Source organism: Actinomadura sp. NBRC 104425, from assembly GCF_030269545.1.
Classification (GTDB): domain Bacteria; phylum Actinomycetota; class Actinomycetes; order Streptosporangiales; family Streptosporangiaceae; genus Spirillospora; species Spirillospora keratinilytica.
Genome location: NZ_BSTN01000012.1, coordinates 182,250 through 197,527, shown reverse-complemented (window position 1 = coordinate 197,527; position 15,278 = coordinate 182,250). Strand labels below are relative to the sequence as shown.

13 protein-coding genes and 1 pseudogene are annotated in these 15,278 nt (G+C 70.8%); 5 read left to right on the top strand and 9 right to left on the bottom strand.

From position 1 onward, the window contains the following. Positions 1-142: 142 nt before the first annotated feature. Positions 143-1,005, bottom strand: a protein-coding gene (locus tag QSK22_RS19950) for an IS5 family transposase (protein ID WP_502872334.1) whose coding sequence is annotated in 2 segments (ribosomal slippage) — positions 143-627 and positions 627-1,005 — 864 coding nt in all. Because the reading frame shifts where the segments join, the coding sequence is not laid out codon by codon here. A gap of 785 nt (positions 1,006-1,790) precedes the next feature. On the opposite strand from QSK22_RS19950, the gene QSK22_RS19945 reads away from it, so the two are divergent. Together QSK22_RS19945 and QSK22_RS19940 are read left to right on the top strand one after the other, a co-directional pair. Beyond that, entirely contained in the window at positions 1,791-2,849 is a 1,059-nt protein-coding gene (locus QSK22_RS19945; protein ID WP_285495753.1) for an aspartate-semialdehyde dehydrogenase, read from the top strand. A gap of 101 nt (positions 2,850-2,950) precedes the next feature. After that, positions 2,951-3,619, top strand: coding sequence for a TetR/AcrR family transcriptional regulator (locus QSK22_RS19940; protein WP_285495752.1), 669 nt, complete (start codon positions 2,951-2,953; stop codon positions 3,617-3,619). Positions 3,620-3,643: 24 nt separating this feature from the next. On the opposite strand, the gene QSK22_RS19935 is transcribed toward QSK22_RS19940, so the two are convergent. After that, positions 3,644-5,410, bottom strand: a complete 1,767-nt coding sequence (locus QSK22_RS19935; protein WP_285495751.1) for a S9 family peptidase — start codon at positions 5,408-5,410, stop codon at positions 3,644-3,646. A gap of 136 nt (positions 5,411-5,546) precedes the next feature. On the opposite strand from QSK22_RS19935, the gene QSK22_RS19930 reads away from it, so the two are divergent. Continuing rightward, positions 5,547-6,053 (top strand): DUF4265 domain-containing protein, encoded by a 507-nt coding sequence (locus QSK22_RS19930; protein ID WP_285495750.1) that lies wholly within the window; start codon positions 5,547-5,549, stop codon positions 6,051-6,053. A 52-nt stretch (positions 6,054-6,105) separates the two neighbouring features. On the opposite strand, the gene QSK22_RS19925 is transcribed toward QSK22_RS19930, so the two are convergent. Continuing rightward, positions 6,106-7,020 carry a serine hydrolase gene (locus QSK22_RS19925; protein ID WP_285495749.1) on the bottom strand — a complete coding sequence of 305 codons (915 nt, stop codon included), beginning with the start codon at positions 7,018-7,020 and terminating at the stop codon, positions 6,106-6,108. A gap of 264 nt (positions 7,021-7,284) precedes the next feature. Then, positions 7,285-7,703, bottom strand: a pseudogene (tnpA, locus tag QSK22_RS19920) (IS200/IS605 family transposase). A gap of 32 nt (positions 7,704-7,735) precedes the next feature. Here tnpA and QSK22_RS19915 point away from each other — a divergent pair. Further along, positions 7,736-8,668 carry an RNA-guided endonuclease InsQ/TnpB family protein gene (locus tag QSK22_RS19915; RefSeq protein WP_502872333.1) on the top strand — a complete coding sequence of 311 codons (933 nt, stop codon included), beginning with the start codon at positions 7,736-7,738 and terminating at the stop codon, positions 8,666-8,668. A gap of 9 nt (positions 8,669-8,677) precedes the next feature. Further along, a complete protein-coding gene (locus QSK22_RS34025) occupies positions 8,678-8,935 on the top strand; it encodes a zinc ribbon domain-containing protein (RefSeq protein ID WP_502872340.1) in 258 nt (85 codons plus the stop codon). Between the two features lie 493 nt (positions 8,936-9,428). Here the strand turns inward: QSK22_RS34025 and QSK22_RS19910 are convergent, their stop codons facing one another. The 5 genes from QSK22_RS19910 to QSK22_RS19890 all read right to left on the bottom strand — a co-directional run bounded on the left by QSK22_RS19910 (position 9,429) and on the right by QSK22_RS19890 (position 15,221). After that, complete coding sequence (locus QSK22_RS19910; RefSeq protein WP_285495747.1) at positions 9,429-9,701, bottom strand: hypothetical protein; 273 nt, start codon at positions 9,699-9,701, stop codon at positions 9,429-9,431. Between the two features lie 190 nt (positions 9,702-9,891). Next, positions 9,892-11,955: a nuclease-related domain-containing DEAD/DEAH box helicase gene (locus QSK22_RS19905; RefSeq protein WP_285495746.1), complete on the bottom strand. Its 2,064-nt coding sequence runs from the start codon at positions 11,953-11,955 to the stop codon at positions 9,892-9,894. A gap of 547 nt (positions 11,956-12,502) precedes the next feature. Further along, the gene (locus tag QSK22_RS19900) at positions 12,503-13,093 is read right to left on the bottom strand and encodes a hypothetical protein (protein ID WP_285495745.1); all 591 of its coding nucleotides are present in this window, start codon (positions 13,091-13,093) and stop codon (positions 12,503-12,505) included. Positions 13,094-13,905: 812 nt separating this feature from the next. After that, positions 13,906-14,625 carry a (R)-mandelonitrile lyase gene (locus QSK22_RS19895; protein ID WP_285495744.1) on the bottom strand — a complete coding sequence of 240 codons (720 nt, stop codon included), beginning with the start codon at positions 14,623-14,625 and terminating at the stop codon, positions 13,906-13,908. Positions 14,626-14,651: 26 nt separating this feature from the next. Further along, positions 14,652-15,221: a TetR/AcrR family transcriptional regulator gene (locus tag QSK22_RS19890; protein WP_285495743.1), complete on the bottom strand. Its 570-nt coding sequence runs from the start codon at positions 15,219-15,221 to the stop codon at positions 14,652-14,654. Positions 15,222-15,278 lie beyond the last annotated feature (57 nt).

Genomic DNA, 15,278 nt, shown 5'->3' with positions numbered 1-15,278 from the left:
CGAGGGCCTCCTGGACGTCGGTGCAGATGTCGTCGCAATCCACACCGAAACCAGAAGGCCCTCCTGTCGTTCAACAACCACCCACGGCGTGTCGCCTGTCACCAACGTCCCCGAACAGCACACCTAGGGCGTGTCCGGTGGATCATGCGTTGATCCAGAACAACGCGGTGACCAGCACGATCGCCGCCCGGAAGTTGCGGGCGAGCTTGTCGAACCGGGTGGCGATGCCGCGCCATTGCTTGAGCCGGTTGATGCAGCGTTCGACCACGTTGCTGCGCCGGTAGACAGTCGGGTCGAAGGCCGGCGGGCGTCCGCCGCGCGAGCCGCGGCGGGCCCGTCCGGCTTGCCGGCCGGCGCGTTCGGGGATGGTCGCGGCGATGCCCCGTGCCCGCAGCGACCGGCGGATCGCCTTCGCACTGTAGGCCTTGTCGGCGATCACCCGATCAGGGCGGCACCGCGGGCGGCCAGGATCGAGCCGCGGCACCGTGATCGCCGCCATCACCTGGGGGAAGACAGTGCAGTCGTTGACGTTGCCGGGCGTGAGCACGACCGCCAACGGCAGCCCGCGCCCGTCCACCGCCAGGTGGATCTTGGTGGTCAGCCCGCCCCGTGACCGCCCGAGCGCCTGCCCGGATGCCGCCTTCGTCCCGCCCGGTTCCCTTTTGTGCGGGCCCCTGCGGCGTGCCGGTGCGCCCGCACGATCGTCGAATCGACACTGACGGTCCAGTCGACGCGCCCCACCGAGTCGTCGTGCACCTGCACACGGGTCAGGATGCGGTCGAAGGTGCCGTCGGCGGCCCACCGCCGGTACCGCTCGTAGACGGTCTTCCAGTTGCCGTACCGGTCGGGCAGGTCCCGCCACGGCGCACCGGTGGCGAGCTTCCACAGGATGCCGTTCAGCACCGTCCGGTGATCGGCCCACCGGCCACCCCGGGCCGGCTGGGCGGGCAAAAGCGGCTCGATCCGCCGCCAGGCCGCATCGGTCAACTCATGCCGTCGCACCACGACACGCCATCAAACCCAGTCCCAAGATCGTCCTCAGCCGAACACCAACATCCACCGGACAGGCCCTAGTCCGTGTGCGGCCGAGTGCGGCGTACTGGCGGCCGTTGGGGCGTGCGCGCGGCACTCGATGGGTTTGTGGGGCGTGTGGGGTCGGGATGTCCGACGCGTGATCGGCGGTATACCCGCCGAGGGCGGCGTGGATGTGCCGTACGGAATCCGGTGAGTCCCCGCGGATCGGCCTTGAGGGGCTACTCGCGTCCCGGGTGTCTGCTGCCGAGCGTGTATGGGGTGTGTCCGGCGCTGCGGGGACTCCTGCCGCGCCGTCTGCCTGCGACGTGCTTGTGCACTGGCTGCAGTGCACTCGGCCTTGCCCGGCGGTCGCTCGTCGGTCGGGGCAGTCTGCCGGAGCGCCTGTCGGGGTCAGCCGTTGCGGGGACGGACGGCGAGGTAAGCATGGCGCAGGCAACCGGTGCTGCGGTCTGGCAGCAGACGTCGGGTGCCTAGGGTGCGGCAACGCACGCCTGGCTACGGGGCGGGTGTTCGTCGGGGGCGGTTCGGTGGCGTTTGGCGGTGACAATGGGTAGCTCGCGGACGTCGTACGACAGCGGGTGTCCGGCGGGATGCCGCAGGACGGCGGGGGTTCGGTGAACCCTGCGGCGCGGTGGATCGTTGGACGCACCGGACGGCAGGCAAGGACGACGACAACGTGAGCGCGACACCATGAGCTCGGCCGGTCGCTCCGGAACACCGTGGGCGGCGGGGCCGAGCGGGAGGGAGGCCCGGGGATGAGCTCCAAGCCGACCCTGGCCGTCGTGGGCGCCACCGGCGCCGTCGGCGGCGTGCTGCTCGGCATCCTGTCCATCCGCCAGGACGTGTACGGGGAGATCCGGCTGGTGGCCTCGCCGCGGTCGGCGGGCCGCAAGCTGACCGTGCGAGGCGAGGTCGTCGAGGTCCTCGCGCCGGCGCCGGAGGTGTTCGACGGCGTCGACATCGCGATCTTCGACGTGCCCGACGAGGTGGCGGCCGAGTGGGCGCCGGTCGCGGCGGCCCGCGGCGCGGTGGTGGTCGACAACTCCGCGGTGTTCCGCATGGACCCGCAGGTGCCCCTGGTGGTGCCGGAGGTGAACGCCGAGCAGGTGCGCGACCGGCCGCGGGGCATCATCGCCAACCCGAGCTGCACCGTCCTGTCGATGATCGTCGCGCTGGGGGCGCTGCACCGGATGTACGGGCTGCGCGAGCTGGTGGTCGCCTCGTACCAGGCCGCGTCCGGCGCCGGGCAGGCGGGCATCGAGACGCTGTACGCCCAGCTGGAGCGGGTCGGCGGACGGCGGGAGCTGGGCAACCGGGCCGGGGACGTGCGGGCCGCGGTGGGCGAGTTCGGGCCGTTCCCGGCGCCGCTGGCGCTCAACGTGGTGCCGTGGGCGGGGTCGCCGGAGGACGGCGGCTGGTCGTCGCAGGAGCTGAGAATCCGCGACGAGTCCCGTAAGATTCTCGGCCTGCCGGATCTGAAGGTGTCGGCGACGTGCGTGCGGGTCCCGGTGGTGACCGCGCACTCACTGGCGGTGCACGCGGTGTTCGACGACCGGGTCGACCAGCGGGAGGCGCAGGCGGTGCTGGCGGCCACGCCGGGCGTGGTGCTGCTGGACGATCCCGAGGCGCACGAGTACCCGACGCCGGCCGACGTCGTCGGCACCGACCCGACGTGGGTGGGGCGGGTACGCCGCTCCCTGGACGATCCGAAGGCCTTGGACATGTTCCTGTGCGGCGACAATCTCCGTAAGGGAGCGGCCCTCAACACCGCGCAGATCGCCGAACTGGTCGCCGCCGAGTTCACCGGACGGTGAGCGCCGACCGGGCGGACGCGCCGTCCCCGGCCCGGCCGGGCGGACGCGGCCGGGCCGGCGGTTGAAGCGGCGGCGCGGCGAGGAGATTTAGGGTGGCGAACGTGACCGACACCAAGCCGGTGAAGTCGGAGCAGACCCGGGCGCTGATCGTCGAGACGGCGCTGCGGCTGTTCCGCGAGCGCGGGTACGAGGCGACGACGATGCGGGCCATCGCCAAGGAGGCCGGGGTCTCGGTCGGCAACGCCTACTACTACTTCGGCTCCAAGGAGGAGCTGATCCAGGCGTACTACGACGAGCTGCAGGAGGAGCACGTCAAGGCGTGCCGGGCGGTGCTGGACCGCGAGCGCGACTTCGCACCCCGGCTGCTGGGCGTGCTGAAGGCCCGGGTCGACACGATGGTGCCGTACCACCAGTTCGCCGGGAAGTTCTTCAAGTTCGCCGCCGAGCCGACCAGCCCGCTCAACCCGTTCAGCGCGGAGTCCGGCCCGGCGCGGGCCGCCGCGGTGGCGATCTACCGCGAGGTGGTGGACGGCTCCACCCTGAAGATCGACCCGGAGTTCCGCCAGGAACTGCCCGAGCTGCTGTGGCTGTACTCGATGGGCATCGTGCTGTACTGGGTGCACGACAGCTCGCCGGGCTGCCGCAAGACGTATCTGCTGGTCGAACGCACCGTGCCGCTGGTGAACCGCATGGTGTCGATGTCCCGGCTGCCGGGTTTCAAGTCGGTCACCCGCGAACTGGTCGACATCATCCGCGACGTGCGCGCCTGATCGTCCGCATCCGGACGGGCCGCGTCATGCCATGCCGAGGTGCTTGCGGGCGAACGCGATCTCCGCGGCCATCTGCTTGATGCGTTCCTCCACCACCAGGGAGCCGTGGCCGGCGTCGTACCGGTACACCTCGTGCGGACGGCCCAGTTCGGCCAGCCGCGCCAGGTAGTTGTCGATCTGCCGGATGGGGCAGCGCGGGTCGTTCTCACCGGCCAGGATGAGCACGGGCGCCTTGACCCGTTCCACGTAGGTGATCGGGGACGAGGCGCGGTACCGCTCCGGCACCTCCTCCGGGGAGCCGCCGAAGAGGCTGCGGTCGAACGCCTGCAGGCCCTCCATCTCGTCCTCGTAGGCCGCGACGTAGTCGGCGACCGGCACCGCCGCCACCGCCACCGACCAGTCGTCGGGCCGGGTGCCGATGCCGAGCAGGGTGAGGAAGCCGCCCCATGACCCGCCGGTCAGCACCAGCCGGGCCGGGTCCGCCAGGCCGGACTCGACGGCCCAGTCGCGGACGGCGGTGATGTCCTCCAGTTCGGTCAGGCCGACGCGGCCCTCGATCGCGTCCCGCCACTGCGACCCGTACCCGGTGGAGCCCCGGTAGTTGACGCGCACCACCGCGAAGCCGTGGTCGACCCACGCGGCCACCGACGGGTCGAACGAGTCGTCGTCCTGCGCGGTGGGGCCGCCGTGGACCTCGAAGACCACGGGGTAGGGGGCCGAGCCGCCCTTCGGCTTGCTGACCAGCGCGTGGATCGGTCCGGCCGGGCCGTCCACCCACACGTCCTCGACCGGCACCGACGGCGGCGCGGGCGGGCCGGGCGGCGTCAGCACCACCGCGCCGGAGGTGGACCGGATCACCGGCGGCTCGGCGGCCGACGACCAGGAGAACTCCACGGTGCCGTCCGGCCGCGCGGTGGCGCCGCCGATCACGCCGCGCGGGGTGTCGATGGGCTCCAGTTCGCCCGCGGCCAGGTCGTAGCGGTACAGCTCGTCGCGGGCGTGGTGGGAGTGCGAGACCAGCAGCGCCGAGCCGTCCGGGTACCAGTCGGCGTCGATCTCGCCGGGCAGGTCGAGGACGATCTCCTGCTCGGTGCCGGCGACCGGGTCCCAGATCAGCATCTCGTCCCGGCCGCGCCGCTCGTGGCTGACCAGCAGCCGGGTGTCACCGGGCACCGGGGCGAACCCGGCGCCCCACACGCCCTTGCCCGGCCCGTCCCACAGGTCGGCGACGGTCGTGCCGTCCGGCCGGACCACGCGCAGCGCCATATGCCGGCTGTCGCCGTGCTCGCTGTGCCCGATGGCGATCAGCGTCTCGTCCCGGGACAGGGCGGCCACGTGGGCGTCCTCGGCGTGCTCGTACAGCACCTCGGGGTCGGCTCCGGGCCGGCACAGGTGGACGGAGTTGCCCGCGTCGGTGGTGCGGCCGACGAGCGCCAGGCCGCTGGTGCCCAGCGCCAGCCCGGCCGGGTAGGACGGCTCCAGCCCGGGCACGGCCGGCGTGCTGTCGCCGCCGTCGAACGGGGTGCGCATCCATACGCCGAACTCGTCGCCGTCGGTGTCGGCGAACCACCAGATCCACTCGCCCGTGGGGTCGACGCCGCCCATCCAGGTGCCGTTGGGCCGGTCGGTGACCTGGCGCCTGTCGCCGGTCGTCCGGTCCCAGGCGTAGATCTCCCAGGTCCCGGTGACGTTGGACCGGTAGACGCAACGGTGCGGGGCGGTGCGCGCCCAGCCCGGCAGGCTCACTCGCGCGGCTCTGAACCGGGTCTTCCAACGCTCTTCGTCGACCATGCCCCTCAGTATTGCGGACACCCGGCCGTGCCGCGCCCGCCGAGATCGGCGGTGAGGTGCGGGTTTGATGTGGCATGTCCGCTGGCGACGGAACATCCAAATGGTGGCGATCGTCTGGAATGGGAATGCTGTCGGCATGAGGACGTCCCAGGACCGCGGTGCGCAACCGGACGCGGTGCGGGTGGTCTTCGCACTCCCCAAGGAGGACGAGGACTGGCCGCCCGCCGCCTCCGAACGGATCTGGGCCTTCCCGGTCGCGGAGAACCGCGTCGAGGTGGCCAACATCCCGTTCTTCGTCCGCGGGATCGCCCTCGGCGACGTGGTGCGCACCGAGGTGGACGACAAGGGCGTGCTCTGGGCCAGGGAGGCGGTGCAGGGCTCCAACAACTGCACGATCCGGGTGGCGGTGCTCCGGGATGGCGCCCTGGCCGGTGACCGCCGGGCCGTCCTCGCCATGTTCGCCCCCCTCGGCGTGGAGGGCGAGGGCATCGCGCAGTCCGCGCTCGTCGCACTGAACGTCCCGCCCACCGTGAACCTTTCGGCGGTGCGCGACCTGCTACGACGCGGCGAAAGCCAGGGCTGGTGGGACTACGAGGAGGGCTGCACCACCCCCGCCTGGCGGGCCCTGGAGGGACGGGCTTGAGGCCCGTGCCGGGGACGGTCCCCGGGCACGGGCCGCCGAGCCAGGTGAAGGTTCACACATCCGCCGGAACGGACCCGTCGGACGCCTCCAACGGCATTTCGAGGTCGCCGGTGACGGAGCCGCTGCGGGGGTTGAGGGTGCGGTGCACGGCGCGGGCGACCCGTTCGATCGTCTGGACGCCGTACTCCATGGTCGGAGAGTCCTGGGTCAGCACGACGATCAGGTAGTTTTCGCCGCGTCCGTCGAAGGCGCCGATGCTGTGCACGCGCCAGTACCGGCCGAGGCGGGGCAGCCAGCCGTTCTTGACGCGCCAGCGCATCCAGGAGGGCCGCCCGGCCGGGGTGCCCCAGCGCTGCTCGGGGATGACCCGCCCCATCAGATCGAGCACGTACCGCCGCGAGGCCGTGGTCAGCACGCTGTTGCGGCTGGTCAGCAGCCTCAGCAGGCGCAGTTCGTCGGACGCGGTGATCTGCGTCAGCCCCCAGTGGCCGTTCGCGCCGAGCCTGGTGCTGCGCATCCCCGCCAGCTTGAGGAAGCGGTTCAGGCGCGTCCGGCCGACCGCGTTCCACAGCGTGGTCGCCGCGGCGTTGTCCGACCTGGTGATCATCTTTTCGGCGAGGCCGCGTTCGCGGGCGGTCAGCCTCCTGCCCTGCTCCTGGGCCTTGCGCAGCAGGGCGGACAGAATGGTCACCTTGACGACGCTGGCGGAGTCGTAGTGGCGTCCGGTGTCCACCGCGCAGGAGAGCTTGCGCTTGCGGTCGTAGACGGCCACGGACTCGATGCCGGTGCGTCCGCTGAGCGCGTTCTGGACGGCACGGCTGAGCGTCCGCGCGGTCCCCGGGCTCTTGGCCGACCGGCAGATCTGCGCGAGCCGCGCCGCCGCGCCGTGCCCGGCGGCGGTTGCGACGCCCGCTGCCGCACCGCTTGCCGCGGCGCCGTGGAAGACCAGCACGGCACCGGCCAACACAAGCGCTGACCTGGTCCTTCGCGCACCTGGTGACATGGCGCCACGGTAGTGATCACAGCCCCGGGGCTGGCAAGCACCGCCCGCCTCACGGCGCGCCGTGCATAGTTATCCACAGCCTGTGGACTGAGCGGTAGGTGTTCGATCCCCTGCGCTACCCAGTTCGTCCGCAGTGCTCCGGCCTTCAGGCCGGGGTTGAAGCGGACCCTCTGGCGTAGCGGGGCAAGGAAAGTTGGATCGCCCCGGGCGGTCCAACGTCTGCCTGGTTCAGACCGGACGGTTGTGCTGCTCGATGTACTGGCGCAGGACGCTGATCGGCGCTCCGCCCACGCTCCCGGCGAAGTAGGAGCCCGACCACAGCTTGTTCGCCCGGTAGTAGTGGCGGGTCGGCTCGGGGAACTCCTGTCGCAGCCGCCGGGAGGACACCCCCTTTCAGCGAGTTGACGAGCCGGGACAGGGCGACCTTCGGCGGGAAGTGCACCAGCAGGTGCACGTGGTTGGCCTCGCCGTTGAACTCGGCCAGTTCGCACTCGAAGTCCGCGCAGACGTTGCGCATGATCTGCTCCATGCGCTTCAGATGCGCGCCGGTGAACACCGGATGCCGGAACTCGGTCACGAAAACCAAAAGGGGCGTGCAGAGCGAAAACACTGTGTCTACCAGCTCTGATATCTCCTAGTTCAGCCATAAACGAATGGTAAGCATCGGTAAAATCTTGGCGTGCAGCTCCGGTACAACTTCCGGCTTTACCCGGCGCCGGGCCGGCAGATCGCGCTGGCCAAGGCGTTCGGGTGCGCGCGGGTGGTGTACAACGACGCCCTGCGCGCACGGCAGGACGCCCACGAGCAAGGGCTGCCGTGCATCAGGGACGCCGACCTGCAACGCCGGGTGCTCACCGAGGCGAAGAAGACTCCCGAACGCGCGTGGCTGGGCGAGGTCTCAGCCGTGGTGTTGCAGCAGGCACTTGCCGACCTGAACAAGGCGTACCGGAACTTCTTCATCTCCCTGTCGGGGAAGCGGAAGGGGCAGAAGGCGGCACCGCCCCGGTACCGGTCGAAGAAGGACAACCGGCAGGCGATCCGCTTCACCAAGAACGCCCGGTTCTCCATCACGCCGGACGGGAAGCTGCGCCTGCCGAAGATCGGCGGCATCACGGTGAAGTGGTCCCGCCGTCTGCCGTCCGAGCCGTCCAGCGTGACCGTGGTCAAGGATGCGTCCGCGCGGTACTTCGCGTCGTTCGTGGTCGAGACGACGGACGAGCCGTTGCCGGAGACTGCCGCTGAGGTCGGGATCGACCTGGGGCTGACGCATTTCGCGGTGCTGTCGGATGGCCGGAGGATCATCAGCCCGCGGTTCCTGCGCCCGGCGGAGAAAAAGTTCCGCAAGGCGCAGAAGGCGTTGTCCCGCAAGACGAAAGGGGCGAACAACCGGGCCAAGGCCCGCGCCCGCGTCGCCAAGGCGCACGCTCGTGTCGCGGACGCGCGACGGGACTTTGCGCACAAGCTCTCCACGAGCATCATCCGCGAGAACCAAGCGGTGTACGTGGAGGATTTTGCGGTGTCCGGTCTCGGGCGCACCCGGCTCGCCAAGAGCGTGCACGACGCGGGCTGGTCTGCGTTTGTGGCGATGCTGGAGTACAAGGCCGCCCGGTAGGGCCGGACGCTGGTCACGATCGGCCGTTTCGAGCCCACCTCGCAGGTCTGCTCGACCTGCGGTGTGCTCGACGGCCCCAAACCCCTGCACATCCGCAAGTGGACATGCCCGGCTTGCGCCACCGTGCACGACCGGGACGTCAACGCCGCACGCAACATCCTCGCCGCCGGGCGGGCGGAGAGGCCAAACGCCTGTGGAGGCCAGGTAAGACCACCGTCCGCGGTGGCGCAGGCCGGTGAAGCAGGAAGCCGCAGAGGTGCCGCGTGAACGCGTGGCACGGGCTGAATCCCCGGCCTTCAGGCCGGGGAGCGCGTCAATGCGAGAAGAACACCCCCGGCCGGCTACGAGTGGGAGTACGGCGACTCCGCCAAGAAGTCCAAAAAGAAAAGGCCAAACATTGACCGTTTCCGGACCGGCCGCGCTCCGGCGTACCGTGCGGCCGCGCGCCCGCCTCGGCGGGGGCCGCGCCCACGCCGAGGCGCGGCCGTGCCGGGGCACAGCCGCACCGCCGGCCCGGGCGTCGTCAGGTCGTGCGGCGCAGCAAGGTCGCCCTACCCGGTCGGCGGCGACGTCTGCGCCGACGCCGGGTGTCCTCGGGGACGTCCTCGGCGAGGAGCTGCTTGAGGGAACGGGGAACTACCACATCGGGCTCGACGAACCGTGAACGACGCATCGGGCTTCTCCTTGCTGGTCGGAGCCGGCGCTGAGGCGGGTCGGCGCATTCGGCCCGGGACAGTTCAGCCGTCGCCGTCCGAAGGCGTCAGACGGCGGCGCGGGGTCGCGTGGGCGCGGTCGCGTAGGCGCGTGTCACCGAGGTCAGGGCCCAGCGCATACGGGTCACGTACGTGTCGGGGTGGTCGCCCGCCTCCTGGGCGACGTAGGCGGTGCAGACCGCACGGTCGCCGCCGCAGGCGCACAGCCGCTCTTCGATCGCGGCCCGCACCTGCTCGGCGGACGGACGGTCCGACTCCTGCAGCCGCGAGGTGAACAGGACGTGCGCCAGGTCGGCGGCGCTCAGTGAGGTGAGGCTCATCGGTGCCTCCTTCCCTTCAAGGGGATTTCGACCCTCTGCCGCTGATTACGACTCTGACGTGGACTTCTGCTCACCGCCATCCGGGAAAACCCTCATTCGGGCTGAAGTCATCACCTACACCTACCCCGCCCGAGGCGGCCAACCGCTTTGGCCGCCCGTCCGGCGCAACCGACCGGCCCGTGCCTGCTCCTCAGCGTCCGACCGAGCCCAGCCACAGCAGATCGCGGGCGCGGGTCATGGCGACGAACAGCTGGCGGCGGGCCAGCTCGGCGCGCTCCCGGGCCGGCTCGCCGTCCGCCGACGCACGGATCTCCGCGTCGTGGCGCGGCAGGTAGACCTGCTTGAACTCCAGGCCCTTGGCGCGATGGTAGGTGCCGATCTTGATGGCCTCGACGGGGCGCCCGTCGTAGTTCTCCAGCCGCAGCGCCGGCAGCCCCGCCCGGGTGAGGACCCGGTGGTAGTGCTCGATCTCGCGGATCGACCTGCACAGCACCGCGGCCCCCGCCAGCGCGCCGCCCTCGCCGTCCCCGTCCTCCCGCAGCCGCTGCAGCGCCGCCACCAGGAGCCGGTCGTGCTCGGCGGCATCGGCTGCGGCGGCCCGGACCACCCGGCCGCCGTCGTAGGTGGTCTCCACGGCACGGCGCCCGTTGGGGCTGGGCCCTTCCAGGTCGTCGAACGGATCGTCCGAGACGACCTGCATCGCCTCGTCCAAAATCGCCGCGGCGTTGCGGTAGTTCGTGCGCAGCACCGCGCCCCGCCCCTTGATTGCGATACCGGCCTCGGCCAGCCGGAACCCGCCGGGATACACCGCCTGCTGCCCGTCCCCGATCAGCAGCAGGCCGTTGGGCCCGTCACCGGCCAGCGCGTGCAGCAACCGCACCCCGACCAGGGTGAGGTCCTGGACTTCGTCCACGATCACCGCCGCATACGGCGGATCGGCGGGACGCTCGCGCACCTCGTCCAGCGCCGTCAGCAGCACGTCGTTGAAGTCGGCGACGCCCCGCCGCTCGCGCAGCATCTCGTACTCCTCGTACAGCAGCCAGGCGGCCTCCCGATGCTCCGTCTTCAACGCGGTGCGGCGGCCGTGCCGGGCCACCTCCCGGTACTCCTCCAGCGAGGTGATCCCGCGCCCCTTGATGACGTAGTCGATCTCCTCCTGCCAGTAGCCGGGCGTCGGCTCCACATCGACCAGGACGCTGTCGCGCCCGGCCCGCATCCAGGCATGCGAGAACGCGTCTTTCGCCCGCCGGCTGTTCAGGTTGACCTCGACTCCGCGCTCGGCGAGGAACGCCTGCGCCCAGCTGTGCAGACTGCGGAACTCCACCCGATCGGCGAAATGCCCCGCCAGCCGCTGGAACAACTGCCCCTGCACCCGGGGCAGGTTGTTGGCGAACGTCACGTACAGGATTCGCCCGGCGCCCCGCGCGGCCAGATGCGCCGCCCGGTGCAGCGCCACCACCGTCTTGCCCGTCCCCGCCGGCCCGCTGATCCGCGCGGGACCGCTCCAGTCGCGCCGCACCAGCGCCACCTGGTCGGGGTGCAGGAACGTCATCCACTGCTCGATCGGCGCATGCAGCACCGATTCCAGCGCGGCCTTCTCCACCTCCGCCACGTCGAACAACGCCGCCGCCTCGGGCCGCTCGTCCGCGGGGCCGTCCGTCAGCACGGTGACCTCGTAGGCGGGGAACTCCTCCTCCAGGAAGCGGCTCATCATCTTGACCATGGAGGCGGTCAGCCGCCTGGGCTCGGCGACCAGGGCGTGCACGACGTCGGGATGTCCGACGAGCCGCACCCGGCCGATCCGCTCGTCCAGCCGATGCCCGGCGAACACGATCAACGGCCGCACCGCGACCGGCGACATCCCGAACTCGGCGACCTTCTCCTCGGTCGTACGGGCCATCGCCAGCACCCGGGCGACGTCCGCGTCCCGCCGCTCACCTCCTGCGACCAGGTGGCCGTCCTCGACTTCCGGCCGGTTCCGCCACCGCTTGACGTCGATGACGAACACCCCTCCGGGCCCGACGAGGACCATGTCGGCGTTCGCCGTCTGCGTCCCCGGCCAGTGCCGATCGACGAGCAGCCGCCATCCCGTCCCGGTCAACGTCAACAGCGACGCCGCGACCTGCCGCTGCGCCTCGTCCGCCGCCGCCCAGCGGCCGGCCTCCTCCCAGGCCTTCCGCGACCGCCGCGCAAGCTCCAGAGCCTGCTCGCGCGCTCGCCGCCCCCGTGCCCCCGCAGAATCCCCAGCCGCCACCGAGCACCCCTAGACCGTCCCGCCAGAAAGCCACGATCCCTTAACACATAGCAACAATCCGCCCCCCGCAACAGCCACCGATTGCCTCACCCAGGCCACCACCAGGAAGCCCGAGCGACTTTCGTGTTGCAGGACCAACCGCCGCCGGCGGCTCAATGACAACCGCCCGTGCGCGAAACCGACAATCACGGCCCAAAAACCGGCCCAGGCGCCCCCTGGACCACCACAACGGAGCCGCTCCTCCGCATCACCCGCACGCGGTTTCGATGCGGTTCCCGCCCCCACCGAGCCGAACAAGAATCCGACGGCGACCTCGAGCAGCCCCGCCGCATGACACCGTCCGCCACAGCCACACGCCTTTGGACAGGTCTGTTCTCACCAACTGCGTCAGGCCCGTCGCATGCCGAGCGTGCCCCCAGGGAGCGAAACCAGGCGTCGCCAACCATTGATCGCTACGGCGAGGGGTGTGAACACGACCTGGTCAGATCAGTGCGGCGGCCGATTACGACCTGTGGTGACAGCGTCCGGGGACGAGCCGCTGACGGACTCAACCGGTGCCGTCGGGGAAATCCACCTGGATGATCGTCGCCGTTCCGGCGACGGGCTTCCGCTCATGCATGGTGATCACGTCTCCGGGAGCCAGACGGCGCCACCGCGTGGGGCTGAGGGGAGCCAGACGAACAGAGCCGCGCGCGCCTGGTGGGAGTTCGGATGCGCGCTCGACCCAGAGTCGCGCCACGTACAGCTCGGGCTCGCCCACTGCGGTGACGTCCCCGAGATGCCACAGGGGGCGGAGGACCCCCGGGCCGGGGATGGGGGTGCGCCGCCCACCCGGATCGTCAGGGGGCACCAGCTGAAGGTCGGCACGAATGACGCCGTGGAGGACTTCCCCGCGCCGCCAGTGGCACCAGGCTTCGGTCCGCTCAAGCCCCATCTGACGTGCGGCCTGTGCCAGAACATCCCAGAACGAGGCTTCCGCAGTGAACGCCTCGCCGAGCTCGACGAGTATGCCGAGCGCAGTCTCCCACTCGTCATGGTCGAGATACTCGCGAGCGTCGACTGTGGTCACGCCCCCGTCGGCAGCGACCGCTGCGGGAACGGCATGGGCCGCTCGGCGAAGAAGCCCGACAACATCCATGGCCCCGATTCTCCGTCCCCCGCAATCCGCGTGATCAGGCAGATGCATTCACGCCCACGAGAGGGCCGCAGCGGCAAGGCCGAAGCGTTGGCGTTGACCGCCTACGGGCCGTCGCGACGGGCGGCGTCCCACCAGAAGCGCACCAAGGCGGAGACGGCGCCCACACGGCGATGGGAATCGCCGACGCCGGTCGCACCACTTACATCGAGATGGCCATCAGGCCACGCCGACCCTGCCAACGGCACGGTTGGACGATTCCACGGCACCCTGCCGAAGAAATGAGACTACCACCAGCAGACCGCCGTCGGTGGGAGATGTCGCAATCCACACCGAAACCAAAAGGCCCTCTCGTCGTTCAAAAATGGCCCACAGCGTGTCGCCTGTCACCAACGTCCCCGATCAGCACAGCTGGGCCATGCCCGGTGCATCTTGGCATTCAGTCTTGGGACGGCAGCCGGGTCGTTCGCCGCGTCTGCGGTTCGTGGCTTCGCCGCCATTCGCGAGCGGGTCCCGCCGCGCACCGGGATGGCGGCCGTCCGTTTCAGATGCGGCCGCCCGGCCGACGCCGCAACGTGGCCGAACGCTGTACCGACCGGCCCGAGTGACGGCGGTGCAGCCACCCGCCTGAATGCCATGTCGCCCTCTCCGGTGCCTGGGTCGGCAGCATGGCCAAAGCCAACCCGTGAACTGGCCGCAGATGCCGGCCGGCAGGCCAGCGGCCCGCTTGGCCGCCTCGCCGTGCAGCAGCGGGACAGCCACCCGGTCGTCGTTGGCGTGTAGTGCGTTGACGTGGGACGAAGGGCATGCCGGTGTCAGAGCGGCTGGATCAGCGGCTCGTCGCCGGTGAGCGGATAGCACGCGACGAGGGTCGCCGGCTCGCTGGGCGAGGCGTTGTCGAAACGATGGACGGTCGCGCCCGGCGGCTCGAAGAAGGCGCTTCCGGCGCTCAGCTCCCGTGCGGGCCGCCCCTCCAGTTCGAAGATGATCCGGCCGCCGGTGACATGGCCGATGACTCCGCCGGGATGCGTGTGGACACCGGCGGCCTGTCCCGGCGGGATGGTGATCTGGTACAGCTCGACGCGGTCGATCCGGTGCCCTGTGCCGGTGAGATCGCCGGTCACCAGATGCTCCCGGACGATGTCACTTCCCTGGTATTCGGCGTCGGTGACCTGGTCCAGCCATTCGGTGGTGATGCCTTGCGGGTCCGCCTCCTGGAACGCCAGGTGGGTCATGAACGAGTGCGGTGCCGCGCCGTGCCAGTGCACCTCTCCGGGGTCGACGTACACGGTGTCGCCGGGCCGGATTTCGGTCACCGCGCCGCCCTTGCGCTGCACGCGTCCGATGCCCTCGGTGACGCGCAGCACCTGTCCGCGAGGGTGGGTGTGCCAGGCGGTGCGGGCGCCCGGTGCGAAACGCACGCTCATCGCCCGCGGTCCGGCCGACGAATCTCCAGAGACGATCTCGTCCGCCCACACCTCCCCGGTGAACCGTCCGGCCGGGGCGGAGTGAACCGTCGAGTGTTCGATGCGCATCAGGATCCTTTCCTAAGAGGTCGGTGTCAGGGACGGCGTACCTCGGCGGCGAGCAGGCCGAGGGCACCGTCGACCGCCCGTCCGAAGGCCTCGGCCGAGTCGGCGGCGCGGGCCAGCACGTAGCCGCCTTGCAGCACCGCGACCAGCGCCGTGGCCGTGGCCACGGGGTCGAGCGCGGCGCCGAACTCCCCGTTCGCCCGCCCCTCGGCCAGCAGGCCTGCCAGCCGGTCGGTGAGCCACGCGAAGGTCTCCTTGACCGGCCTCCGCAGGTCCGGGTCTGCCATCACGTCGGGGTCCTGGGTGAGACGGCCGATCGGGCAGCCCTTGAGCACGTCGCGTTCCCGCCGTAGAAACGCGGAGATTCTCTCCACCACGGTGCCGGGGCGGGCGAACTCGGTCTCCGCCCGAGCCCGCAACTCGTCGGCGCTGCGCCGGATCGCAGCGAGCGCCAGGTCGGGTTTCCCCTGGAAGTGGTGGTACATGCTGCCCTGCCCCACCCCGGACCGCGCCTGGATCGCCTTGGGACTGGTGCCCACGTAGCCGCGCTCCCACAGCAGCTCACGTGTGGCCTCGATGAGTCGTTCCCTCGTCTCCACGCCGCGAGCGTACATACTAGTAGGTACAACCGGCAAACCCGACCCAACCGACACTCT

Coding starts and splice junctions, on each gene's coding strand:
- QSK22_RS19945 (WP_285495753.1), top strand. CDS start 1,791: ATGAGCTCCAAGCCGACCCTGGCCGTCGTGGGCGCCACCGGCGCCGTC.
- QSK22_RS19895 (WP_285495744.1), bottom strand. CDS start 14,625: ATGCGCATCGAACACTCGACGGTTCACTCCGCCCCGGCCGGACGGTTC.
- QSK22_RS19935 (WP_285495751.1), bottom strand. CDS start 5,410: ATGGTCGACGAAGAGCGTTGGAAGACCCGGTTCAGAGCCGCGCGAGTG.
- QSK22_RS19900 (WP_285495745.1), bottom strand. CDS start 13,093: ATGGATGTTGTCGGGCTTCTTCGCCGAGCGGCCCATGCCGTTCCCGCA.
- QSK22_RS19910 (WP_285495747.1), bottom strand. CDS start 9,701: ATGAGCCTCACCTCACTGAGCGCCGCCGACCTGGCGCACGTCCTGTTC.
- QSK22_RS19930 (WP_285495750.1), top strand. CDS start 5,547: ATGAGGACGTCCCAGGACCGCGGTGCGCAACCGGACGCGGTGCGGGTG.